Source organism: Microbacterium sp. 1.5R, assembly GCF_007667425.1.
Taxonomy (GTDB): domain Bacteria; phylum Actinomycetota; class Actinomycetes; order Actinomycetales; family Microbacteriaceae; genus Microbacterium.
On record NZ_VDRC01000002.1, the window covers coordinates 925,017 to 949,133 of the forward strand.

The 24,117-nt window shown below is 68.3% G+C and carries 23 protein-coding genes; 15 read left to right on the top strand and 8 right to left on the bottom strand.

The genetic code is table 11. The annotated features are described in order from the left end of the window. The first annotated feature begins 2 nt into the window (after positions 1–2). From leuD to FSY98_RS15280, 5 genes are all read left to right on the top strand, one after another. Positions 3–599, top strand: coding sequence for a 3-isopropylmalate dehydratase small subunit (gene leuD, locus FSY98_RS15260; RefSeq protein ID WP_144877477.1), 597 nt, complete (start codon positions 3–5; stop codon positions 597–599). A gap of 63 nt (positions 600–662) precedes the next feature. Then, positions 663–2,030 carry a UDP-N-acetylglucosamine 1-carboxyvinyltransferase gene (gene murA, locus FSY98_RS15265; protein ID WP_144877478.1) on the top strand — a complete coding sequence of 456 codons (1,368 nt, stop codon included), beginning with the start codon at positions 663–665 and terminating at the stop codon, positions 2,028–2,030. Positions 2,031–2,035: 5 nt separating this feature from the next. Beyond that, the gene (locus FSY98_RS15270; protein WP_144877479.1) at positions 2,036–2,791 is read left to right on the top strand and encodes a 1-acyl-sn-glycerol-3-phosphate acyltransferase; all 756 of its coding nucleotides are present in this window, start codon (positions 2,036–2,038) and stop codon (positions 2,789–2,791) included. Beyond that, on the top strand, positions 2,781–3,920 hold the full coding sequence (locus tag FSY98_RS15275; protein ID WP_144877480.1) for an NAD(P)H-dependent glycerol-3-phosphate dehydrogenase: 1,140 nt from the start codon (positions 2,781–2,783) through the stop codon (positions 3,918–3,920). The genes FSY98_RS15270 and FSY98_RS15275 overlap by 11 nt, the downstream gene beginning before the upstream one ends. Continuing rightward, complete coding sequence (locus FSY98_RS15280; RefSeq protein ID WP_144877481.1) at positions 3,820–4,902, top strand: D-alanine--D-alanine ligase family protein; 1,083 nt, start codon at positions 3,820–3,822, stop codon at positions 4,900–4,902. The genes FSY98_RS15275 and FSY98_RS15280 overlap by 101 nt, the downstream gene beginning before the upstream one ends. A gap of 34 nt (positions 4,903–4,936) precedes the next feature. Here FSY98_RS15280 and FSY98_RS15285 read toward each other — a convergent pair whose 3' ends face one another. Next, positions 4,937–5,467: a DUF3515 domain-containing protein gene (locus FSY98_RS15285; protein ID WP_144877482.1), complete on the bottom strand. Its 531-nt coding sequence runs from the start codon at positions 5,465–5,467 to the stop codon at positions 4,937–4,939. 23 nt (positions 5,468–5,490) lie between these two features. On the opposite strand from FSY98_RS15285, the gene thiL reads away from it, so the two are divergent. Beyond that, positions 5,491–6,486, top strand: coding sequence for a thiamine-phosphate kinase (thiL, locus tag FSY98_RS15290; protein ID WP_144877483.1), 996 nt, complete (start codon positions 5,491–5,493; stop codon positions 6,484–6,486). On the opposite strand, the gene rsmD is transcribed toward thiL, so the two are convergent. Then, the gene (gene rsmD, locus FSY98_RS15295) at positions 6,478–7,059 is read right to left on the bottom strand and encodes a 16S rRNA (guanine(966)-N(2))-methyltransferase RsmD (RefSeq protein ID WP_144877484.1); all 582 of its coding nucleotides are present in this window, start codon (positions 7,057–7,059) and stop codon (positions 6,478–6,480) included. The two genes, thiL and rsmD, sit on opposite strands and share 9 nt — an antisense overlap. 61 nt (positions 7,060–7,120) lie before the next feature. On the opposite strand from rsmD, the gene FSY98_RS15300 reads away from it, so the two are divergent. The 7 genes from FSY98_RS15300 (at position 7,121) to FSY98_RS15330 (ending at position 13,862) form a co-directional block, all read left to right on the top strand. Then, positions 7,121–9,295 (top strand): ATP-dependent DNA helicase RecG, encoded by a 2,175-nt coding sequence (locus FSY98_RS15300; RefSeq protein ID WP_144877485.1) that lies wholly within the window; start codon positions 7,121–7,123, stop codon positions 9,293–9,295. 30 nt (positions 9,296–9,325) lie between these two features. Beyond that, positions 9,326–9,823 (top strand): pantetheine-phosphate adenylyltransferase, encoded by a 498-nt coding sequence (coaD, locus tag FSY98_RS15305; RefSeq protein ID WP_144877486.1) that lies wholly within the window; start codon positions 9,326–9,328, stop codon positions 9,821–9,823. 136 nt (positions 9,824–9,959) lie between these two features. Next, positions 9,960–10,454 (top strand): DUF177 domain-containing protein, encoded by a 495-nt coding sequence (locus FSY98_RS15310; RefSeq protein ID WP_144877770.1) that lies wholly within the window; start codon positions 9,960–9,962, stop codon positions 10,452–10,454. Between the two features lie 2 nt (positions 10,455–10,456). After that, positions 10,457–10,666, top strand: coding sequence for a 50S ribosomal protein L32 (gene rpmF / locus FSY98_RS15315; protein WP_013586329.1), 210 nt, complete (start codon positions 10,457–10,459; stop codon positions 10,664–10,666). Between the two features lie 16 nt (positions 10,667–10,682). Then, a complete protein-coding gene (gene rnc, locus FSY98_RS15320) occupies positions 10,683–11,375 on the top strand; it encodes a ribonuclease III (RefSeq protein ID WP_144877487.1) in 693 nt (230 codons plus the stop codon). Then, on the top strand, positions 11,368–12,231 hold the full coding sequence (gene mutM, locus FSY98_RS15325) for a bifunctional DNA-formamidopyrimidine glycosylase/DNA-(apurinic or apyrimidinic site) lyase (protein WP_144877488.1): 864 nt from the start codon (positions 11,368–11,370) through the stop codon (positions 12,229–12,231). The genes rnc and mutM overlap by 8 nt, the downstream gene beginning before the upstream one ends. 185 nt (positions 12,232–12,416) lie before the next feature. Next, the gene (locus tag FSY98_RS15330) at positions 12,417–13,862 is read left to right on the top strand and encodes a P-loop ATPase, Sll1717 family (protein WP_144877489.1); all 1,446 of its coding nucleotides are present in this window, start codon (positions 12,417–12,419) and stop codon (positions 13,860–13,862) included. A gap of 17 nt (positions 13,863–13,879) precedes the next feature. On the opposite strand, the gene FSY98_RS15335 is transcribed toward FSY98_RS15330, so the two are convergent. The 5 genes from FSY98_RS15335 to FSY98_RS15355 form a co-directional block, all read right to left on the bottom strand. After that, the gene (locus tag FSY98_RS15335; RefSeq protein WP_260857508.1) at positions 13,880–15,181 is read right to left on the bottom strand and encodes an FtsX-like permease family protein; all 1,302 of its coding nucleotides are present in this window, start codon (positions 15,179–15,181) and stop codon (positions 13,880–13,882) included. 17 nt (positions 15,182–15,198) lie between these two features. Then, entirely contained in the window at positions 15,199–15,894 is a 696-nt protein-coding gene (locus tag FSY98_RS15340) for an ABC transporter ATP-binding protein (RefSeq protein WP_144877491.1), read from the bottom strand. Positions 15,895–15,979: 85 nt separating this feature from the next. Next, complete coding sequence (locus FSY98_RS15345; RefSeq protein ID WP_144877492.1) at positions 15,980–17,062, bottom strand: GNAT family N-acetyltransferase; 1,083 nt, start codon at positions 17,060–17,062, stop codon at positions 15,980–15,982. Then, a complete protein-coding gene (locus FSY98_RS15350) occupies positions 17,059–18,147 on the bottom strand; it encodes a GNAT family N-acetyltransferase (RefSeq protein ID WP_144877493.1) in 1,089 nt (362 codons plus the stop codon). The genes FSY98_RS15345 and FSY98_RS15350 overlap by 4 nt, the downstream gene beginning before the upstream one ends. A gap of 13 nt (positions 18,148–18,160) precedes the next feature. Beyond that, positions 18,161–18,439, bottom strand: a complete 279-nt coding sequence (locus FSY98_RS15355) for a hypothetical protein (protein WP_144877494.1) — start codon at positions 18,437–18,439, stop codon at positions 18,161–18,163. Between the two features lie 518 nt (positions 18,440–18,957). Between FSY98_RS15355 and smc the strand changes: the two genes are divergently transcribed. Then, the gene (smc, locus tag FSY98_RS15360; RefSeq protein ID WP_144877495.1) at positions 18,958–22,506 is read left to right on the top strand and encodes a chromosome segregation protein SMC; all 3,549 of its coding nucleotides are present in this window, start codon (positions 18,958–18,960) and stop codon (positions 22,504–22,506) included. 15 nt (positions 22,507–22,521) lie between these two features. Here smc and FSY98_RS15365 read toward each other — a convergent pair whose 3' ends face one another. Next, the gene (locus FSY98_RS15365; RefSeq protein WP_144877496.1) at positions 22,522–23,184 is read right to left on the bottom strand and encodes a hypothetical protein; all 663 of its coding nucleotides are present in this window, start codon (positions 23,182–23,184) and stop codon (positions 22,522–22,524) included. Between the two features lie 28 nt (positions 23,185–23,212). On the opposite strand from FSY98_RS15365, the gene ftsY reads away from it, so the two are divergent. Continuing rightward, positions 23,213–24,085 carry a signal recognition particle-docking protein FtsY gene (ftsY, locus tag FSY98_RS15370; protein WP_144877497.1) on the top strand — a complete coding sequence of 291 codons (873 nt, stop codon included), beginning with the start codon at positions 23,213–23,215 and terminating at the stop codon, positions 24,083–24,085. Positions 24,086–24,117 lie beyond the last annotated feature (32 nt).

A 24,117-nucleotide genomic window follows, 5' to 3' on the forward strand; every position in this document is an offset into this window, starting at 1 on the left:
CCATGGAGAAGTTCACCACCCACACCGGCATCGCGGCGCCGCTGAAGCGCTCGAACGTCGACACCGACCAGATCATCCCCGCTGTCTTCCTCAAGCGCGTCACCAAGACCGGCTTCGAAGACGCGCTCTTCCACGGCTGGCGCCAGGACCCCGACTTCGTCCTCAACCAGGAGCCGTACCGGGGCGCGAGCGTCCTCGTCGCCGGCCCGGACTTCGGCACCGGATCGAGCCGCGAGCACGCCGTGTGGGCGCTGCGGGACTTCGGCTTCGCCGTCGTCCTCAGCCCGCGCTTCGCCGACATCTTCCGCGGCAATTCCGGCAAGCAGGGCCTGCTCGCCGCGACGATCTCCGAGGTCGATCTCGAGCGGATCTGGGCCGAGATCGACCGGAATCCCGGCGCATCCATCACGGTCGACCTCGAGGGGCGCACCGCGTCGATCGGCGACATCCAGGCCGAGATCGGTATCGACGATTACACTAGATGGCGGCTCCTCGAAGGGCTCGACGACATCGGGCTCACCCTGCGCAACGAAGACAAGATCGCGCAGTTCGAGGCCCGTCGCGAGTCGTGGCGGCCCCGGACTCTCCCCGTTCAGTGAACGGAGGGGCGGGGGAGCCGAGGGCGACCCCGCCCTGATTTCCTTGAATGAAGTGAGGCCCGAATGACGACACCTGTGCGCGACGCTCTCCCCGACGGGGTGCCCCCGCTGACCGGAGACGTCCTCGCCATTCGAGGAGGCCGACCGCTGCGCGGTCGGGTCGACGTCAAGGGCGCGAAGAACCTCGCCACGAAGGCGATGGTGGCGACGCTCCTCGGCGACACGGCCAGCACGCTGCGCGACGTCCCGGCGATCAGCGACGTCGCCGTCGTGCGGTCGCTTCTCGAGGTGCACGGGGTGCGGGTCACCGAGGGCGACGAGCCCGGATCGCTCACCTTCGACCCGAGCGACGTGGAGTCGGCCCATTTCGAGGAGATCGACGCCCACGCCGGTGCGTCGCGCATCCCGATCCTCTTCTGCGGCCCGCTGCTGCACCGCCTGGGCCAGGCGTTCATCCCCGATCTCGGCGGCTGCCGCATCGGCGACCGTCCCATCGACTTCCACCTCGACGCCCTCCGCAAGTTCGGGGCGACGGTCGAGAAGCTGCCCAGCGGCATCCGCCTCTCCACCGGCGGCACGCGCCTGCACGGCGCGAACATCCACCTGCCGTACCCGAGCGTCGGCGCCACGGAGCAGGTGCTGCTCACCGCTGTGCGCGCCGAGGGTGTGACCGAACTGCGCAACGCGGCGATCGAGCCCGAGATCATGGACCTCATCGCGGTGCTGCAGAAGATGGGCGCCATCATCTCGTACGAGCCGAACCGCGTGATCCTCATCGAGGGTGTGGAGAAGCTGCGCGGCTACGACCACCGGTCGATCTTCGACCGGAACGAGGCGGCGTCCTGGGCGTCTGCGGCACTGGCGACCGACGGCGAGATCTTTGTCGGGGGCGCGAAGCAGCAGGAGATGCTCACATTCCTCAACGTCTTCCGCAAGGCGGGAGGCTGGTTCGACATCCAGGAGGACGGCATCCTCTTCCGCCGTGAAGGCGAGCTCAAGCCCGTGGTCGTCGAGACCGACGTGCACCCCGGCTTCATGACCGACTGGCAGCAGCCGCTCGTCGTCGCCCTGACGCAGGCCGAGGGGCGGTCGATCGTGCACGAGACCGTGTACGAGAACCGCCTGGGCTTCACCGACGCGCTCGTGAAGATGGGGGCCGACATCGTCGTGCACCCGCGGGGGCTGCAGGCCGGACCCCGCCGCGTCCCGCGCCGCGACCTGGAGCAGGCCGCGGTCATCACCGGACCCACTCCGTTGCGCGGCGCCGACATCGTGGTGCCCGACCTGCGCGGCGGCTACAGCCACGTGATCGCGGCGTTGACCGCTGAGGGCGAGTCGAAGGTGTCCGGTGTCGACATCCTCAACCGCGGCTACGAGAAGTTCCTCGCCAAGCTCGACGCCCTCGGCGCCGACTTCGACGTCCTCCGGTGACCCCGATGGGTTCCCGGTCGACGGAGACCACGCGGCCGAGCCTGTTCTGGCCGCTCGCGGCGATCGTGGTGCCGCTGATCTCGCTGCTGGCGAAGGTGCGGATCACGGGTGCGGAGAAGCTCCCGCAGCGGGGTGCCTTCGTGCTCGCCCCGAACCACTACTCGGAGTTCGATCCGCTCATCGTGGCGCTGGCGGTGTGGCGGATCGGACGAGCGCCGCGATTCATGGCCAAGGAGAGTCTGTTCCGCGTGCCGGTTGTCGGGTGGGTGCTGACGCACACCGGCATGATCCCGGTCGCCCGCACGTCGTCAGCGGCGTCGGCCAGGCAGACGATGAAGCAGTCGGAGGCGCTCGTCGAGCACGGCCGTGGAGTGATCGTCTACCCGGAGGGCACGCTCACGCGCGATCCCGAGATGTGGCCGATGCGCGGCAAGTCCGGCGCGGTGCGCCTCGCCCTCGCCGACGGCATCCCCCTCATTCCCATGGCGCACTGGGGCACCCAGGCGATCATGGGGCGCTACCAGAAGGGCCTGAGTCTCTGGCCGCTCAGAAAGCGCGTCGAGGTCGTGATCGGCGACCCGGTCGATGTCTCGGATCTGCGCGGGCGGTCGGGTGAGCCTGCGGCTCTGAACGAGGCCACGAAGAGGCTCATGGATGCGATAACGGCCCTTCTCGAGGGGCTGCGCGACGAGAAGGCGCCTGCCGAGCGCTGGAACCCCAGTGCTCACGGACAGAAGGAGACGGGTCGCCTTGACTCCTAAGCGGACGGTTCCGAGCGGTCCCCGGGTCGCGGTGGTCGGCGCGGGGAGCTGGGGGACCACCTTCGGCAAGATCCTCGCCGACGGCGGCGCCCAGGTGACGATGTGGGCACGCCGCGCGGAGCTCGCACATGAGATCGACGAGGCCAAGCGCAACTCGAAGTACCTGCCCGGCATCAACCTGCCGCGCACGATGGGCGCCACCCACGAGCTCGCCGTCGCGATGCGCGACGTCGACCAGGTCTACCTCTCGGTGCCCAGTCAGTCGCTGCGCGAGAACCTCAAGGCGCTCCGGCCGCTGCTCTCGGGCAGCGACGCCAAGATCGTCAGCCTCATGAAGGGCGTCGAGCGCTCGACCGGCCTGCGCATGAGCCAGGTGATCGAGCAGGGGCTGCGATGTGATCCGGAGCGGATCGCCGTGGCATCCGGGCCGAACCTCGCGCTGGAGATCGCGCGCGAGCAGCCGACGGCTGCCGTGATCTCGTCTCTCAGCCAGGAGACGGCCGAAGAGGTGGCGCGTGCCGCGCGCAATGACTACTTCCGCACGTTCGTCAACACCGACGTCATCGGCACCGAGTTCGGCGGCGTGCTGAAGAACCTCATCGCCGTCGCGATCGGCATCGTCGACGGGGTCGGCTACGGCGAGAACACCAAGGCGTCGATCATCACGCGAGGACTCGTCGAGATGACCGACTTCGCGGTCGCGAACGGCGCCCACCCGGAGACCCTGCAGGGGCTCGCGGGACTCGGCGACCTGATAGCGACATGCCAGTCGCCCCTCAGCCGCAACAACACCGCCGGGCGCCTGCTCGGTCAGGGATACAGCTTCCAGGACGTGGTGAAGCAGATGCAGCAGACGGCCGAGGGGCTCGCGTCCGTCGCGCCGGTGCTGCAGCTCGCCCGTGAGTCCCACGTGGACATGCCCATCGTCGAGCAGGTGAAGATGGTGCTCGACGGGAAGATGGACCCCCGCGACATCGCACCCCACCTCACGACGGACGACGACACCCCGCAGGGGGAGAGGACCAACCATGGACAAGCAGAGGGTGGTGGTGCTCTTCGGCGGGCGCTCCAGCGAGCATTCGATCAGTTCCGCAACGGCGGGCGGGGTGCTGGGCGCGATCGATCGTGACCGCTACGACGTGATCCCCGTGGGGATCACGCGCGAGGGTGCCTTCGTCCTCGAGGACGACGACCCGACGAAGTTCCCGCTGGATGCCGCGCATCTGCCGGAAGTGGTCGACAACGGCACACGCGTGCTGTGGCCCGAGCCGGGCGGAGATCGCACCCTGCGCGTCGTCCGGGAGGGCGGCGCCGTCGACGGTCTCGGTGAGATCGATGTGGTGCTGCCCATCCTGCACGGACCGCACGGCGAGGACGGCACGATCCAGGGGTACTTCGACACCCTCGAGGTGCCCTACGCAGGCGGCGGGGTGCTCGATTCGGCGCTCTGCATGGACAAGCACTTCATGAAGGTGGCGCTGCAGGCCGCCGGGATCGCCGTCGCGCCGTGGCGCACGGTTCGGGCGCGGGAGTGGGAGTCCGACCCGGATGCCGTCCGCGCCGCCGCCGCCGAGCTCGGGTCGCCGCTCTTCGTGAAGCCGGCGCGGGCGGGGTCGAGCGTCGGGGTGTCGAAGGTCGACGCTCTCGGCGAGCTCGACGCGGCTCTGGCCGTGGCGTTCGCCGAGGACGACAAGGTGCTCATCGAGACCGGCGTCGTCGGACGCGAGATCGAGGTGGCCATCCTCGAGAGCGCCGACGGCGTCCGTGCCTCGCTCCCCGGGGAGATCGTGCTCACCTCGCGCGGCTTCTACGATTTCGAGGGCAAGTACCTGGGCGGCGACGGCGTCGACGTCGTGTGCCCGGCCGACCTCGACGACGCAGAGGTCGACGCGATCCAGGAGGCGGGGATCCGTGCCTTCGAGGCGGTCGACGGACGCGGGCTCGCGCGGGTCGACATGTTCCTCACCGCGGCCGGCGACCTCGTCGTCAACGAGCTGAACACGATGCCCGGGTTCACGCCGATCTCGATGTTCCCGAAGTGCTGGGTGGCGTCAGGGCTGAGCTACGGCGATCTCATCTCCGAGCTGATCGAGGCCGGCCTGCGACGCTGACCGCAGCCGCGCCGCGGCGGTTCGGCAGCGGGGTTCAGCCCGCCGTCGAGCCGTCGTCCGTGCCCTGATCGCTGCTGCCGTCCGTGTTCTCATCCGTCGGGATGCGGTCGGTGCAGCGCGCCGTGGCAGGGGCGAGACCGGCGCGGATGCTTGTCGACAGCTGCTCCACCACGGTGCGGAAGTCGATCTCCGAGCCGCGACGGATGATGACCTCGATAGCCGGGTCTCGCCCGTAGGTGACGAGGCGCTGCCGCTCCTCCTCCTGGTCGAGGACGAGCCAGTCGACGCCGCCGATCGTCGTGCACACGTCGGTCGACGGGGCGGGCGGCTCCACGCCGCACCGCAGCACGACGGTCGGGTCGCCCCAGGCCCCCGTCGCCTGAGCATCGGTCCACACCCGGTCGAGATCGCCCACGGCGTCGGGCAGGAGCACCGAGACCTCAGCGCAGGCCGGGTCGTTGGCGTCGTCGGCCGGCTCCAGGTGGATCGTGGTCGAACAGCCGGCGAGCCCCGCGGCGACGAGCAGCATGCCCGCGACGAAGAGCAGACGGCGAGAGGTGGGCATGCATCCAGGCTACCTTTGACAGCATGCCCTCCCGACCCGATGCCGACGATCCGCGCCTCGGTGACCTGTCCGAGGGCGAGATCCTCCGGGCGATCCTCGCCCGGACGTCGCGGGCCACGCATGCGCTGATCGGCCCTGGTGACGACGCGGCCGTGATCGCCGCGCCGTCCGGCTCGGTCGTCGCGACTACCGACACGCTGGTGCACGGTCCTGACTTCCGGCTGGCGTGGTCCACCGGTCACGACCTCGGGTGGAAGGCGGCGGCGGTCAATCTCGCCGACGTCGCGGCCATGGGTGCGCGTCCGACGGCACTGCTGGTCGCGCTGGCCGTGCCGCGGGACCTGCGTCTCTCGTTCGTGGAGCAGCTCGCCGACGGGTTCCGCGAGGCTTGCGCGGCGCTCGCCCCCGGATGCGCGGTCGTCGGCGGTGACCTCACCGTGTCCGACGTGCTCACGGTCGCGGTGACCGCTCTCGGCGACCTCGAGGATCGGGCCCCGGTCACCCGCAGCGGCGCCCTAGTCGGCGACACGGTCGCGGTGGCCGGCGAGCTGGGTCACGCCGCACAGGGTCTGCAGCTGCTGTTCACCCGGTTCCGCGACGGCGAGACTCCCGTCGCCGTCGACCCTGCGGCGCTCGGCGAGGGCGATCGCGCGGCGCTCGTCGCGCAGTTGCGTCCGTCCCCTCCGATCGGACTCGGCCCGGTGGCCGCCGTCGCCGGGGCCTCGGCGATGATGGACGTCTCCGACGGGCTCGCCCTCGATGCGCGGCGCATGGCCGCGGCATCCGGGGTCACGATCGATCTCGCGTCATCGGCCCTGGGCGGTGATCCGCGTCTCGCCCTGGCCGGGGGAGAGGACCACGCGCTGCTGGCCACGTTCCCCCGCTCCGCCCTGCCCCCCGGCTTCCGGCGGATCGGCGAGGTGCGGGAGCGGACGGAGGACGACCTGCTCCTCGACGGCGAACCGGTCGACATCAGCGGGTGGGACCCGTACCGGGACTGGGACTCGGCGTCAGGCTGATCCCTCGTCGGGCGTCGGGGGCACAGCCCACCAGAGAGTCGTGTCGCCGTAGGTCTTCTCGCGGAGCAGCTCGAGGCCCGCGGTGGCCAGATCCGGTGGGGTCGATCGCCGCGCGCGCTCGATGACCACCAGCGCCTCCGGCGAGAGCAGGGGAGCCAGCGCCACGAGGTCGCTCGTCATCGCGTCGTCGTCGAGGTCGTAGGGCGGGTCGGTGAAGACGAGGTCGAAGGGACCGGCCGCTCGCTGCAGGAACGCCCGCACGGCGCTCTGATGCACACGCGTCGTGGCGATGCCGGCCGCCTTCGCCACGATGCCGGCATTGCGACGGATGATCGCGGCGGCGGTGCGGCCCTGCTCGACGAGGTCGACAGAGGCTGCGCCGCGACTGAGGGACTCGAGGCCGAGCGCACCCGATCCGGCATAGAGGTCGAGGACTCGTGCACCGGCGATCGCATCCGAGGATTCGAGGGCGCCGAACAGCGACTCCCGCACTCGGTCGCTGGTGGGGCGGGTGCCGCTCCCCGGCACGTCGAGTCGGGCGCCTCTGGCCGCTCCGGCGATGATCCTCGTCACCCGTTCACGATACGACAGCCGCCGTGCGCGTCGTGTCGGTGCCGCCTTCTAGACTCGGATCATGCCGCTCTCGCTCGACACGTCTCTGCAGGAGGCGCTCGGAGCGACCCCGGCGAAGGCGCTCGACCGAGCCTTCGGCATGACGACCGTCGGCGATCTCGTCTCGCACTATCCGCGCCGGTACGCAGACCCGGGAGAGCTGACTCCGATCCGCGAGCTGCCCATCGGCGAGACCGTCACGATCGTCGCCGAGGTGCTGTCGTCGAGCGCCCGAGCCATGCGCAACCGCCGAGGGGCGATGGCCGACGTGGTGATCGGCGACGGCATCGGCAAGATGTCCCTGACGTTCTTCGCGAAGAACATCGGCGCCGCCAAATGGCGGACCGAAGAGCTGGCGGTCGGGCGCCGGGGCGTCTTTTCCGGCAAGGTGGGCGAGTTCAACGGCGTCACCCAGTTCGCGCACCCCGAGTACGAGCTCTTCGACGACGAGGACGCCGCTCGTCGCCGCGCTGATGCGCGAGCGGCCGTGCTCATCCCGATCTATCCGGCGACGTCGAGCCTGCAGACCTGGCAGATCGCGAAGTTCGTCGGTCGCGTGCTCGACGACCTCGCGGACGTGCCCGAACCCCTCGCCGCGGATGTGCGGGCTCGCGAGGAGCTGCTGACGGCACGCGAGGCGCTCGAGCAGATCCACCGTCCGAAGACCCGCAACGACATCGACCCCGCCGTACGCACTCTCCGCATGCACGAGGCGCTGACCCTGCAGACGGCGCTGCTGCAGCAGCGCGACGCGGTCCGCTCGCTCGCCGCGACGACTCGTCCGGCGAAACCGGGCGGGCTACTCGAGCGCTTCGACGCGGCGTTGCCGTATTCGCTCACTCCCGATCAGCAGACGGTCGGCGAGCAGGTCGCCCACGACCTCGTCGGTTCGTGGCCGATGAACCGGCTCGTCCAGGGAGAGGTCGGTTCCGGTAAGACGCTCGTGGCGCTCCGGGCCATGCTGCAGGTCGCGGAGTCCGGCGGACAGGCGGCGCTGATCGCGCCCACCGAGGTGCTCGCCGGTCAGCATCTCCGCTCGATCACCAAGATGCTCGGTCCGCAGCTCGCTCCGCTCGTCATGCCGACGTTGCTCACAGGTCAGATGCCGGCTGCCGAGAGACGCAAGGCCGCGCTGAGAGTCGCCTCAGGGCAGTCGCTCATCGTCGTCGGCACGCACGCCCTGCTCGGCGAGAAGACCACGTTCGCCGACCTCGGCCTCGTCGTGGTCGACGAGCAGCACCGTTTCGGCGTCGAACAGCGCGAGGCGCTCCGGGCGAAGGGATCCAGTCCGCACGCCCTCGTGCTGACCGCGACGCCGATCCCGCGCACGGTCGCGATGACGGTGTTCGGCGACCTCGATACGTCTGTCATCCGCACCATGCCGAAGGGACGAGCCGGCATCGAGTCGTTCGTCGCGCCCCTCGCAGAGCATCCGGGGTGGTTCAATCGCGTCTGGGAGCGCGCGGCCGAGGAGATCGCACAGGGACGCCAGGTGTTCGCCGTCTGCGCAGCGATCGACACGACGAAGAAGACCGCCGAGGTGGGCGAGCAGTCCCTTCTTCAGGGAGAGGGCGCTGCCGGGCCGAAGTGGGGCGTCGTGCAGCTCGACGAGGCTCTGGCCACGCATCCGAAGCTCGGCGGTCTGCGCAGGGCTGTGCTGCACGGGCGCATGCCGTCGGACGAGAAGGATGCCGTGATGCAGTCCTTCGCCCGAGGCGACATCGACCTGCTGATCGCGACGACCGTCATCGAGGTCGGCGTCGACGTGCCCAACGCCTCGACCATGATCGTCCTCGACGCCGACCGCTTCGGCGTGTCGCAGCTGCACCAGTTGCGCGGCCGGGTGGGTCGAGGAGGAGTCCCCGGCCTCTGCCTGCTGGTGACGGAGGCCGAGGCGGGCTCTGTCGCGCGCGAGCGGGTCGACGCGGTGGCCGCGACGCTCGACGGTTTCGCTCTCGCCGAGGTCGACCTCGAGCTCCGCGGTGAGGGCGATGTGCTCGGCGCAGCACAGGCCGGCGTGCGTTCGTCGCTCAAACTTCTCCGGGTGGTCAAGGACTCGAAGCTCATCGTGCGGGCGCGCGAACTGGCGGAGGCCATCCTCGTTGCCGACCCCGATCTCGGTGCGAATCCCGGACTCCGCGCGGCCATCGCGCGCCGCGTGACGGAGGAAGACCGAGCGGCCCTCGCGAAGAACTGACGCCGGTTCGAGGTGCCCTAGGCTGGACGCATGAGCAGCCGGATCGCCGTCGTCCCGGGTTCCTTCGATCCACCGACCCTGGGCCACCTGGACGTGATCCGGCGTGCGGCGAAACTGTACGACGAGCTGCACGTGCTCGTCGTGCACAACCCCGGCAAAGAGGCGATGCTCCCGATCGCGCAGCGTATGTCGCTGCTCGAGCAGTCCATCGCCGAAGACGGCATGGACGGCAACGTCGTCGTTGGGTCATGGAGCATGGGCCTTCTCGTCGACTATGCGCGGGACGTCGACGCCGGTGTCCTGGTGAAGGGGATCCGCTCCCAGGTCGATGTCGCCTACGAATCCCCGATGGCGATCGTCAACCGGCACCTCGCCGACATCGAGACGGTGTTCCTGCTGCCCGATCCGTCGCACGCCCTCGTGTCGAGTTCACTCGTGCGCCAGGTGGCGGGTCTCGGGGGAGACATCTCGCCCTTCGTGCCGCCGGCCGTCGCCGCGTTCCTCGACACCGGTGCCCGGGGGATCTGACCCGCTCGCGCGGCGTCGGCACTCAGGCGTCGACCAGCCCCGTTCTCTGTGGAGCCGGTAGCATTGCGGGGTGCGTTCCCGATTCAACGGCCCTTTCGTCCTTCCCGTCCGCGACATCGTTCGCAAGCCGGGCGAGATGCGCGAGCATGCCTTCACGGTGACTCTCGACGAGCCGTGGGGCGAGGGCATCGTGTCGTTCGCGAAGGGCTCCGAGCTCGACCTCGACGTCCGTCTCGAGTCCGTCCACGAGGGCATTCTCGTGTCCGGCGCGGCCGACGCCGAGTACTCCGGAGTGTGCGGCCGGTGCCTGACCGACATCGCCCGGCCCGTCGAAGTCGAGTTCCAGGAGCTTTTCGCGTATCCTGGTGAGGAAGAAACTGACTTCGAGGTTCAAGACGACCACGTGGATCTTGAAAATCTTGTCAGGGATGCGGCCGTATTGTCGCTTCCATTTCAGCCGGTGTGTCAGCCGGATTGCCTCGGGCTCGACCCGATCACGGGCGAGAGGCTGACCGAGAGCACCGGATCGGAGCAGGCAGCTCCCATCGATCCTCGATGGAGTGCGCTCCAGCAGATCACAGACCAAGACGGCGCGGCAGAGAGCAGCGCCGCCGAGAAAGAAGAGAGCTAGTCATGGCTGGTAACCCCCCGAAGCGCAAGGTCTCCCGTTCCAACACCCGCTCGCGTCGCGCGCAGTGGAAGGCCGAGGCTCCCGCGCTCGTCAAGACCATCGAGAACGGCAAGGTCGTCTACAGCCGTCCTCACCAGGCGAAGGTCGTCACCGACTCGCAGGGCACCGAGCTCTTCCTGGAGTACAAGGGCCGCAAGGTCGCTGACGTCTGAGTCGCGACTTCACGCCGTGACAGAGGTCCCTGGGGGGACGAGACCTCTCCCTGAGAAGCTCCGTGTCGATATCGACGCGGAGCTTCTGGAGTTGGCGCTCACCCACCGGTCGTACGCGTACGAGCACGGCGGCATCCCTCATAACGAGCGACTCGAGTTCCTCGGAGACTCCGTCCTCGGGCAGGCCGTGACGGTGATGCTGTTCACGACCCATCCCGATCTCGACGAAGGTTCTCTCGCCAAGCGCCGGGCGAGCGTGGTCTCGACCGTCGCCCTCGCGGAAGTCGCGCGCGGCATCGACCTGGGCAGCCACCTGCGGCTCGGTCGGGGCGAGGAGCAGACCGGTGGACGCGACAAGGACTCGATCCTCGCCGACACGATGGAGGCCGTCATCGGCGCCACGTTCCTGTCGGCCGGACCGGATGCCGCGACGGAACTCGTGTTGCGTCTGACTGAGCCGTTGCTCGCAGACCCCGAGCGCTACGGCGCGGCGATGGACCCGAAGACGAGTCTCCAGGAGCTCGCGGCGCGCCTCGGGCTGACCGCCCCGCAGTACTCGATCGAGGCCAGCGGTCCCGATCACGACCGTCGCTTCACTGCGACGGTGACCGTCGGCGATGTCAGCATGAACGGGCTGGGCAGCAGCAAGAAGACGGCGGAGATGGCTGCGGCGCTGAGCGCATGGCGTCTGCTCGACGAACGTGCCTGAACTCCCTGAGGTGGAGGTCGTGCGGGCGGGTCTCGCCCCCGCGGCCATCGGCTCCGTCATCACCGCCGTCAGCGTGCTCGACGAACGAGCGCTCACCCGGCACGCCGCGGGTGCAGCCGACTTCGTCGCCCGACTCGAGGGACACCGCTTCGCTGCGGCCGACCGCCGCGGAAAGTTCCTCTGGCTGCCGCTCGACTCGGGAGGGACCGCGCTCATCGCCCATCTCGGTATGAGCGGTCAGATGCTGCTTCGCGCGCCGGACGCCCCGGCCGAGCGGCATGAGCGGATCAGGCTGAGCCTCGAGCATCCGACCCATGGCGAACTGGCCGTCGTCTTCGCCGATCAGCGGACCTTCGGGTCCCTCGCCGTCGACGAGCTGCGTGACGACGGCCCATCGCGCATCCCGTCACAGGTACTCCACATCGCTCGCGATCCGATGGATCCGCTGTTCGACGACGCGGCTTTCCTCGCCGCACTGCGCCGCAGAAGCAGCGGGATCAAACGCGTCCTGCTCGACCAGCAGGTGATCAGCGGGGTCGGCAACATCTACGCCGACGAGTCGCTGTGGGCCGCGCGCATCCACCCGGAGACGGTGGCCTCCGCTCTGTCGACGCGTGCGGCATCGCGCTTGCTCGCCGAGATCCGATCCGTGCTGGCGAAGGCGCTCGCTGAGGGCGGCACGAGCTTCGACGCGCAGTACGTGAACGTCAACGGCCAGGCCGGGTACTTCGCGCACTCCCTAAACGCGTACGGACGCGGGGGAGAGCCGTGCCCGCGGTGCGGCGGCCCGATCCGCCGCACCGCGTTCATGAACCGGTCGAGTCACTACTGCCCGCGCTGCCAACGTCGTCGCTGACCCGGCCGACGTAGCATGTTCTGCTGAGGGACCTGATTCACGCGTAGATTTTTCTGTGCATCTCGGGACTGCAAGGAGATCGCGGCCGCGCTTATGCTACTTTGAGGCCGGATCTCGGTAAGATTCAGTTCGGACGGCGTTTCTAGCCTCCTCGCTCGCGGGAGGGGGACAGATTTGGAGGATGAATGTCTAATCGGAGATCTGGATTTGAGGCAATTAAATTCGGTTATGCGAGCGCGGAGACTGAGCGAGCCAATGCGCCTGAACTTCTTCTGCAGGGATATTACGATCACCAGGGCGTCGTGGGCGAGGCGCGATCAGGGGCGCGATTTCTCTTCCTCGGATACAAAGGCTCAGGAAAGTCCGCCATTGGGCAGAAACTCGTTGTGGATGCATACGATCATCCCAATGAGTTCGTGACCCCCCTGCAACTCAAGGATTTTCCATTCAATGCGTTCGGCAAGGTTGGGGTGAGCTCGGACGAGCCGGAAAGTCGTTACCCGACGAGTTGGGCATGGTTGATCCTCCTCAGGCTTCTTGGTTCGTTCAAACAGGACGCGAAGGCGACTCAGGACCCAGATTTCGCTCGCGCAGTGAATAGTTTGACGAACATTGGTATCCTGCCGACCGATGATCTAAAAAATCTTGTTGTAAAGTCGTCCAAGAATTCCTTCAAAGCACAGATCCCAACACTCCTGGAAGCTACGCATGAGTCTAGTACTAATGAGTCTGGTCTTGGGTTCTTGCAACTTGTTAATCACCTCCGCTCCGTGTGCTCCCGAGTTCGTTCGGAGAGTTCTCACATCCTAGTTATCGACGGTCTAGACGACGTCCTAACTCAGCGAGAAGTTCAATATCGTTCCCTTGCAGCCTTATTGCAAGAAACAGTGAAGATTAACGAGGACTTGACTGCGCACGGGGTTCCTGCCAAGGTCATCATTCTTTGTCGAACGGATATTTTTGAACTGTTCCCTGACGCGAATAAAAACAAGGTGCGTCAGGATAGTGCTGTGTCTTTGGATTGGTACCACGATACACGGAATCCCGAAGAATCTGCGCTCGTAGAACTAGCGGATCTGCGCATACAGCTGGCGACCGGTGACCGAGACGCAAAGTTGGCCCACTATTTGCCTCCTTCAATCGATGGCGAGCCTACGATCATCGCACTGCTTTCTTTGACGCGTCACACCCCTCGTGATTTTCTACAATTGCTGGAATCCATACGCGTGTTCGTCGATCCTGGGCAGCCTCTCAAAATTGATCAGGTGCTCAGCGGGATGAGGCGATACTCTATTGAGTATTTCCTGCCGGAGATCAAGGACGAGTTGGTCGGGGTGCTGGAGCCGGCTGAAATCGAGGCCGCATTCTCTCTTTTCTCCGCCATGCGCCGCCGCGATTTCAAACTCTCGCAGTTGAAGGAATTCGCTCAGGAATCTGGCCATGATGTGCTTCGTTCCCTTCCGATCGACAAGGTTCTGGCGGCGCTTTATGAACGCAGTGCTATCGGGACGGTTCACGGAACCAAAGGTTACGACGCATACACTTTCAAGTTCAGAAACCGTAATTCAACGTTAGGCTTCCCAGAGCGCCTAATGATGCACAAAGGTATCTGGAAGGCCATGAACTTCTAATCTCGCCCGGCCGACGTTCACGCCGCCGAGAACGAGCGCGCCAGCAGCGGGCGCGTCGCGCGGGTGCTTGCCCAGACGACGCCGATCCCGATCGTGACGACTGCGGCGATGGTCAGCACGGATTCGGGTGCCGTGAGGAGCGCCATCCCCAGCAGCGGGAACACGAGCACGCCGGCGCAGAGCGCGGAACCGATCGCGGTGACCAGCAGCGGCGACATGATCGCCCGGCGCCGTGCGCGGTCGACGGTCTCGAGCGGCATACCCAGGTGGTGCAGGCTGCGGTGGAGTTCGCGCTGGTCGAGGATCGCCGCCGCCTGGTTGACGCCCACCGATGCGGCGACCATGAGGAACGACGCGACGAGGGTGATGATGAGGCCGGTGCGCATGTCGCCGGCGAGAGCGCCCTGCTCGGACGCCGCATCACCGCTGTTCAGCACGTTCATGAGAGAGACGCCGGTGCCGGCGAACACGGCCATGAAGCTCGCCATCGAGATCCCGCTCACCTGACGCCAGGCGCTCTTGGGCGAATCGAGCACGAGGCGCGCGGCCAGCAGTCGCTCCGGGCGCTCCGCCCGTCGCAGCTGCCCCGACGCGATGATCTTGATGACCCACGGCCCCAGCACGTTCAGCACGGCGAGGGCGACCGCGAAGAGCACGGCGAGCACGACGATGGCCGTCGCGATGCCGGCGATCGACGGGACGACCTTGACCAGCACGAAGACGAGTGCGAGGGCGGAGACGCCGATGATGGCACGGAACCAGTGGACGTTCGACGCGGTGGAGCGCATGCGAACGCCGAGCGGCGAGATGATCACCCGACAGAGGCCGAGCGCGGCGCTCACCGCGGCGACCACGAGGATGCCGCCGACCACCGCGAGCACGACCAGAGGCGGGAGTACGACGGCTTCGGTGCCCAGCGCCTCGCCGCGGAACGGGATCAGGCCGATGAGGGGGCTGATCGCCAATGACACGAGCACTCCTGCGACGGCGCCGGCAGCAGCGACGAGCACGGACTCGACGACGGTCGCGACCCCGACGCCCCACGGAGTGACTCCGAGAAGACGCAGCGTGGAGAGTCGCTCGTCGCGGCGTCGTGCCGAAAGACGGGCTGCGGCCCCGCCGAGGTTCGTCAGCGGCACGACGAGGAGCACCAGCGCGATGGCGGCGAGTGCCTGGTACACCGCCGCGAAGTCGTCGGTCCACGTCCAGAACGACTGCGCACCACCGACCACCGTGAGCACGAGTGCGGAGACGATCGCGAAGGCCGTCGCCGGCAGTGCGAGGAACGCCGTCTGGCCCGGTGCCGGACGCAGAAGCATAACGAGGACGCGCGGGTTCATGCGGACACCGCCGGGGACACGACCTGGCCGTCGCGCACCGAGACGATCCGCGAGCAGCGGGCTGCGACCTCCGGATCGTGGGTGACGACCAGCAGTGTTCGCCCCTGCCCCGTGGTCGACCAGAGCAGGGCGTCCATCACCTCGTGCGAGGTGTGGGAGTCGAGGGCGCCGGTGGGCTCGTCCGCGAAGACGAGGTCGGCGCCGGTCGCCTGAGCGCGAGCGATCGCGACGCGCTGGGCCTGACCACCGGAGAGCTCACCGATCCGGCGGTCCTCCATGCCGGCGAGCCCGAGTGCGGCGAGCCAGGATGCCGCGTGATGCACAGCATCCGCTCTCTTCACGCCGTTGATCATGGAGGCGAGGGCCACGTTCTCGACCGCGGTGAGCTCGGGGATCAGCAGGCCCTGCTGGAACACGAAGCCGAAGCGCTCGCGTCGCAACCGGGATCGTGCGGACTCGCCGAGCGCCGACAGCTCGACCGGGTGGCCGGTGCTCGGCTGGAAGGTCACTGTGCCGGAGTCGGGGGTGACGATGCCCGCGAGCACATGCAGGAGCGTCGTCTTCCCCGATCCGGACGCACCCATGATCGCCACGGACTCCCCGGGGTGGACGGTGAGGTCCACCCCGGAGAGTGCGCGGGTGGTGCCGTAGGACTTCGTGAGGGATCGGGCGTCGAGGACGGATGCGTTCATGCTTCCAGCCTCGTCAGCCGCCCGGCCGATGTCGTCGGCACCGCGGATGATCCGGGGACGACCTCCTACATCGCTCGGATGATCCTCAGGAGAGTCGCTTCTGCCAGGCGCCCGCATACGACACGGCTCGGAAGCCGAGCGCCTCGTTGATGCTCAGCATCGGCCGGTTCTCCTCGGCGTTGAAGGTCGAGACGACGGGGGAGTCCGGCATCAGCTCGCGCCATCTCAGCAGGTTCGCGCACTTCACGATCATGCCCAGGCGATGGCCGCGATGTTCGTTCGACACGAGGGTGCCGAACTGGTGCGTGGTGCTGGCCCGGTCCTCGCCGATCAGCAGCTCGTTGTAGGCGACGAGGTCGCCGGTCGGGACGTGCTGCACGGCGGTGACCGCGAACGCCTGCCCCGCAGAGGTCAACCGCGCGTCCCGGCGCTCGACACGCTGCGCATCCCACTCCTCGGCGACGAACTCCATGTCGCCGCTCGGCGCGTCCGTCGACAGGCGTGCGAGTATCCCCGCGTACCCGTCTCGGTACTCCTCGGGTGTGGGTGCCATCCACTGCACGACGCGGTAGTCCGGCCCCGCGATCGCCCGGGCGGCGTCGAGAGCACTCGTCAGCACGGCGGGGTCGGCGCGCAGGTCGAGCTCGCTGTTGCGCTCCACCTGCTCGCACACGAAACCGTCGGCCTCGAGTGCGTCGGATAGTGGTGTCGCAGGGATGCTGCCCCACCCGGTCCGGGGCACAATCATCCGATCCGTCTCGATCGGACGGTGCAGCGACCACGCCTGGATGAGGGACCGGCCGTGGGCGCGAGCCTCGTCGCCTGCACGGGAGAGGAGTGCGCTCTCGACGCCCATCCCGACGAAGCGACGCGGCACGAGCACATCGATCTCCGCCGCGTGCGCATCCGCCTCCCTGGCGTAGTCGATCGTGATCATGCCGGCGATCTCGTCGTCGACCCTCGCCACGAACCCGGTGTGCAGGGTGTCGGTCTGGTCCTGCCATGCCGGCAGCATCTGGGCGGCGTTCGGGGCGAGATCGGGGAGACCGGTCGCCTCGTCGCAGATCAGGCGATTCAGCTCGCCGTACGCGAGGAAGTCGGCGGCGTCGTCGCCGTCCAGTGATGAGGGCACGTGCAGCGGAGTGATCGTCAGCGTGGACGTGGTCATGAGAGGTCCTTCCGCCACGCGCCTTCGTACGCGATGGCTTCGAAGCCCATTGCTTCGTTGATGGAGAGCATGGGCCGGTTCTCCTCGGCGTTGTAGGTCACGATGGCCCGCGACTGCGGCGCGATCTCGCGCCAGCGGGCGAGCGAGGCGCATTTCACGAGCTGACCGAGGCGGTGCCCGCGGTGCTCACGGAGCACCAGGGTGTCGTGCTGATGCGTGGTGGCTGCCGGGTCGGGACCCGCGCCGATCTCGGTGAACCCGGCGAGCTCGCCGCTCTCGATGTGCTGCGCCACGGTGATGAGCAGCCGCTGCCGCATCTCGACGATGCGCTCTTCGGCGCCCACGACGCGATCGGCATCCCAGTGTTCCTCGTCCGCTTCGAGTCCGGCAGACGGGGCGTCGGTCGACATCCTCGATTTCAGCCACGCGTAGCCGTCGAGGTGTTCGGGTGGCGTCGGCACCTCCCACTGCAGGACGCGATATCCCTCGGCTGCTCGACGAGCGTCGTCGTGCAGCGCCGCGATGCGGTCGGCGGTGGGACCATCGAGGTCGAGGCGGCTGACGCGGTACACCTGTTCCAGCGCGAAGCCGTGGCGCACCAGGAACCGGGAGACGTGATCGTCCGGCACGCTGCCGTGTCCGGTGCGTGCGGTGATCCGCTCGCCCGACGACGCGGGCTGCTCGGTCCAGTTCTGGATGACGGTTCTGCCGTACTTCCGGGCGACCGCCTCGATGTGCGGGAGCACGGCGCTGCCGATGCCCCGACCCCACACCCGCGGGTGGATCTCGATGCTGGCGATCGCCGTGCGCGACCCCTCTTCGTGGGGGATGTCCACGACCGCACGACCCACGGTCTCACCCGCCACGCGCACGGCCCAGACGACCGTGGTGCGCTCGGACCGCGACCGGAGCAGAGGCAGCAGCGCCTCGGGTTCGAGGTCCTGCTCGTCGCGCCCGGTGATGGCGCGATAGACGTCGTTGCGGACGCGGGCGAGTTCGCGGAACTCGCCCGCGTCTGCTGCATCCGCCCGTGCCGGGAGCACGAGCGGATGCAGCGTCGCCTCTTCGGTGAGCACGATGCTCATGATGTCCTTCCGATCAGCGCAGCTGGCGCTGCAGGTCGAAGGTGAGCAGAGCGTACGTCTCGGCGACGGAGCGTTCCCGCCGGTCGAGAGCGAGCAGATCGCCGGAGACGCGGGACGCGCGGCGTTCCCGCCGCGGGCGCTGCGCCCTCTGCAGCAGCCAGAGGCCGACGCGGAGGGAGAGACGGTCTGCGAGCGCGAGGCGACGCAGGTCGTCGGGGGCGGGGATGTGGAGGACCTGCTGGTCCTCGGTATCGGGAGGGTGAGTGGTGGAGCGGTACAGCGTGGTGTTCACGATGGTTCCTTCGAGTGGTGATGGTTGAGTGCGATGACGCAGACGGCGCAGACCCGTCGAGAGAGGGGTGGCGCGAGGAGAGCGCGAACCGCGGATACCGCGGAGAGCGGATGCCGGGGTCGGCGGTGAGCCGTGATCCTGGAGATCAGAGGGAGGCGGCGCGATGGCACGCGAGGCGGACGCCCGATAGCGGGCGGAGTCCTGCTGCGGCGGTCCTAGGACAGAGCGCTGCTGCGACGGACGCCGGCGGTTACCGAGTGCGCAAGACGCGGCGCATATGGCGCGGCGAGGCCAGTGGCCTGTGCGGTGAGCTGAGTGATCATCATCGGTAACCTCCTTTCGTGTGGCGATCCGGAGGTTCACGGTAGCGACAACTCACAGCGGACGTCAAGCATCCCGGGCGTGTCCGGCGTGTCGCGGCGCTCATCCGATCGTCTCCGCACCGCGCGGGATGCCGGTCCTGGCGCGGGATTCCGGTAGCGTGAGGGCGTGATCCAGCCCGGAAGCGCGGTGCGCGCATGCATCTGAAGAGCCTGACCCTCAAGGGGTTCAAGTCCTTCGCGCAGCCGACCAGCTTCGTCTTCGAGCCGGGGGTGACGTGCATTGTCGGTCCCAACGGCTCCGGCAAGTCGAATGTCGTCGACGCCCTTGCCTGGGTGATGGGGGAGCAGGGCGCGAAGACCCTCCGCGGCGGCAAGATGGAGGACGTCATCTTCGCCGGCACCTCGACCAGAGGGCCGCTCGGCCGCGCTGAGGTGCAGCTGACGATCGACAACGCCGACGGGGCGTTGCCGATCGAGTACGCCGAGGTCACGATCAGCCGCACGCTGTTCCGCAACGGATCCAGCGAGTACGCGATCAACGGAGAGTCCTGCCGACTGCTCGACGTGCAGGAGCTGCTCAGCGATTCAGGGCTCGGCCGCGAGATGCACGTCATCGTCGGACAGGGTCGCCTCGACACCGTCCTGCAAGCTTCGCCCGAAGATCGTCGCGGCTTCATCGAAGAGGCCGCCGGCATCCTCAAGCACCGTCGTCGCAAGGAGAAGACTCTCCGCAAGCTCGATGCGATGGGGACGAACCTCACACGCCTGAGCGACCTCGCCGGGGAGATCCGTCGGCAGCTCAAGCCGCTGGGGCGACAGGCCGAGATCGCTCGCGAGGCGCAGACGATCGCGGCGGTCGTGCGCGACGCCAAGGCGCGGATCTTCGCCGACGATGTCGTGGCACTGCGTACGGCGCTTGCCGACCACACGCGTACCGAGCACGAGCGTCACACCGAGCGGCTCGTGCTGTCCGACCAGGCGGAAGCCGTGCGAGCGAACATCGCGCGGCTCGAGCAGGACCAGAACTCGGTCGCCGTCGATCGGGCACGCAGCGTCGCGTTCGGACTCGAGCAGGTGCAGGAGCGCATGCGCGGCCTGTATACGCTCGCCAATCAGCGACTCGCCCTGCTCGGCTCGGAGGCGGACGACGCCGCGGTGACCGCGGTGACGGTCACACAGGCCACGATCGATGAGGCGAAGGACGAGATCACCGAGATCTCCGCGGGGCTCGGCGACGCGCAGGACGCCGCCGTCGCCGCCAGCCGCGAGGTCGTGAGCGCCCGCGCCGAGCTCGACACACTCGACGTCGACATCGCCGAGCAGAGCGCTCTCGTGTCGGAGTACGACATGCGGTTGACGTCGCTGCGCGGTGCAGCAGACGCCGCGGCATCGGCACTGGCTGCGGTGCGCGGCGCGGTGCTGCGGCAGGAGAACGCGCTGGAAGCCGCGCACGCGCGGCGCCGTGAGGCTGCCGAGGCGTTGGAGTCGATCGACACCGCCGAAGCGCCGGAGGGGACGGCCGCGGAGTACTCCGCGGCGTACGAGGCCGCCCAGCGGGCAGCGACCGCAGCGGAGACCGAACGAGAGAGCCTTCGTGAGCGCCTGCACACCGCGGAACGAGAGGTCGACGCTCTCACGGCGAAGGCGGCGGCCCTCGGGAGTGCCCTCGCGCTCTCGGGCGGTGCCGCAGAGATCGTGAAGACCGGGGGAGACGGCATCCGCGGCCTCGTCGGTGACGCCGTGCAGGTCGAGTCCGGATTCGAAGCGGCGATCGCCGCCGTGCTCGGACCGCTGGCCGAGGGGGTGCTCGTCGACGACGCAGCCCACGCCTTCGCCCTCGCGGGAGACGCGGCATCGCAGGGACGCGGAGTCATCGACTTCGTGGTCGCCGACGGGATCCGTCCGGCCGTGCGACTGCCTGAGCTGCCCGGAGTCACGCCCGCCGTCGACACCGTCACGGCGCCGGTCGGCGTGCTCGGGATCCTCTCGCACGTGCTCATCGCCGGCGATCTCGCTGAGGCCCGCACCGCCCGGGCGGCGCTCGACGCCCTCGGAGACACGACGACCACCGTCGTGACGACCACGGGGGACGTGGTCACAGCGCAGACCCTGCGCACGGGCTCCGGAGGGGAACGGTCGCGACTCGAGCTCGCCGCGGAGCGGGATGCCGCGCAGGACCGTCTCGGCGAGGTGCAGGTGATCGTCGACTCGCTGCGCGAGGCCCGCGAGGACGCGAACGAGATCGTCGAGACGACGCGGCGGCAGTCCAAGGATGCGCTTCGAGCTCTGCGCGAGCACGACGCCGCCCTCGCGAGCCACGCCGAGCAGGTCAACCGCATCACCGTCACGCACGAGTCGGCGGTAGCCGAGTGCGACCGGCTCGAATCGGGACTCGCTCAGGCGCAGTCTGCCGTGGAGGAGGCGGAGGCCAAAGCCGCCCGCGCGAAGAGCGAACTCGACGACGCGGTGTCCGCGCCGCGGCCCGTGCTCGATGCCTCGGCGCGAGACGGTCTGCTGGAAGCGCTCGAGCTCGCACGGGAGGGCGAGGTCCGCGCGCGCCTGGAGATCGAGACGCTGCGAGAGCGTGTCCGTGCGGCTCAGTCGCGTGTCGCAGGTCTGGAACGTCAGCGCGAGCAGGAGCGGGATGCCGCGGCAGAAGCGGCGCGCCGCGCGGTGATCCGCCGCGCGCAGCGCGAGTCGGCATCCGGGGTCGCCTCCGAGCTGCCGCGCATCCTGGACTCGATCGACCGCTCCGTCGCCGAAGCGCGCCTCGCCCTCGGCGAGGCGGAAGCAGCGAGGTCCGCCCAGAACGAGGAGCTGACAGCCCTCCGTGCACAGGAGACGTCACTCCGCGAGCGCCTCGCCGGTCTCACGGAGAGCGTTCATGGCCTCGAACTGCAGATCCACGAGAAGAAGCTGCACCTGGGCAGTCTGCTCGAACGCGTGGCGTCGGAGCTGGCTCTCGACGAAGATATTCTCGTTGCGGAATATGGACCCGATCAGCTCGTTCCCAGAGATCCGGGCGCCGAGCCCGCGGAGGGCGAGCTGCTCGACGACACGGCCATCCCCTTCGACCGGCGCATCCAGCAGCGTCGCCTCGCAGACGCCGAACGCAAGCTCGCGCAGCTGGGCCGAGTGAATCCCCTCGCGCTGGAGGAGTTCGCGGCTCTCGAACAGCGCCACGCCTTCCTGACCGAGCAGCTCGCCGATCTGACGCAGACGAGGCAGGATCTGCTGACGATCATCGCCGACCTCGACGAGCGGATGCAGACGATCTTCGCCGGTGCGTTCGAGGATACGAAGGAAGCCTTCGGCCAGGTCTTCCCGCTGCTGTTCCCCGGCGGCTCGGGCAGCATCTCTCTCACAGACCCCGACAACATGCTCACCACGGGCATCGAGGTCTCGGTGCGTCCGGTCGGCAAGAAGATCGAGCGGCTGTCGCTGCTTTCCGGTGGGGAGAGATCTCTGGCCGCGGTGGCACTCCTCGTCGCCATCTTCAAGGCGAGGCCGAGCCCGTTCTACATCCTCGACGAGGTCGAGGCCGCGCTCGATGATGCGAACCTCGGGCGTCTGCTGACCGTGTTCGAGCAGTTGCGCGAGAGCTCGCAGCTGCTGGTCATCACCCACCAGAAGCGCACGATGGAGATCGCTGACGCCCTCTACGGCGTCTCGATGCGTCAGGACGGCGTGTCGGCCGTCGTGGGACAGCGCGTCGGAGACCGCGCGGCGGCCGCCGCGGTCTGACCGCCCTCGCGCGGATCACGCCTCGAGGGATCTCTCGAACTCGGAGACGGCGGGGGCGAACCCGGGAAGATCCTGCGGTCGATGCTGGGCCCCGCTGAGCACGGTGTGGTCGGCTCCGAGACCGGCGAGGATCGCGGCGATGGACTCGTACTCGTCGTTCCAGCCGCCCGTGACCACCAACGTCGGGATGTCTTGGAGCATGTGGTCGCGGACTCCGTGCCCCCAGGGGAGATCGCGAGTTGCCCAGAAGGCCGCGACACCCATTTCTGCCGACCAGCGCTTATCGTCAAGGGGGCCGCCGAACATCAGCGGTCGCAACATCGCCCAGAAACCCCGCAGGTCGCCGGAAGCAGCGACATCACGGGCATCCGTCACGATGCCGATGTGTCGCTCGATCGACTCGAGGCCCCGACCCAGGTCGTAGAGCGCGGGTTCGACGAGCACGAGTCCGGCTACACGGCGGGTTGTCGAGGCGAGGACAGCGGGCACAGCGAGGAGGGAGTGCGCGAAGACGACCGTGCTCTCTGCGACGATCGAGGAGCGGAGGAGCGCGCTCTGCTCTTCGATGGGGGCAGTGACGCGCAGTGCCGCCGCACTGTGCGGTTCGGTCGAGAGCAGCGGCCACGCCGACGCGACAGGGCGCCCAGAGCTGTGGACGAGGAGCCGTGAGAGGGGCATTCGAGGATCGTAGCCGTAGGCTGGAGTCATGGCGGAGAAGTCCTGGTCCCTCACCCGTGCGCTGCGCGGGATGTTCGTCAAGCCCACGATCGACGAGACGACATGGGAGGACCTCGAGACCGCGCTCATCACGGCGGACTTCGGCCCCGACATCAGCGAGCGGGTCGTCGACGAGCTCCGCGACAAGGTCGAGCGCTACCGCACGACCGACCCCAAGGATCTCCAGCGGATGCTGCGCGAGACGCTCGAGGAGCACTTCGCGAAATTCGACACGACGCTGAAGCTCACCGAGCGGCCGGCGGTCGTGCTCGTCGTCGGCGTCAACGGCGTCGGCAAGACCACCACGATCGGCAAGTTCACGAAGTTCCTGCGCGGCTACCAGCGGAGCGTCGTGGTCGGCGCGGCCGACACCTTCCGCGCGGCGGCGGTCGATCAGCTCGCGACCTGGGCGCAGCGCGGAGGAGCGGCCATCGTCCGTCCGCAGCAGGAGGGGCAGGATCCCGCGTCCGTCGCCTATCAGACCATCGAGTTCGCGCAGCGCGAGGGCATCGAGATCGCGATCATCGACACCGCCGGCCGCTTGCACACCAAGGGCGGCCTGATGGACGAGCTCGGCAAGATCCGCCGCGTCGTCGAGAAGCAGGCGCCGATCAGCGAGGTGCTCCTCGTGCTCGACGCCACGACCGGCCAGAACGGGGTCATGCAGGCGGAGGCCTTCCTCCAGCACGCCGGGGTGACCGGGCTGGTGCTCACCAAGCTCGACGGCTCAGCGAAGGGCGGCTTCGTGCTCGCTGTCCAGGAGCGCACCGGCATCCCTGTGAAGCTCCTCGGCCAGGGCGAGGGCATCGACGATCTCACCGGTTTCACCCCTCACGTCTTCGTGCAGTCGCTCGTCGGCTGACGACACGCACGTACAGGACTACCGCCGCGACC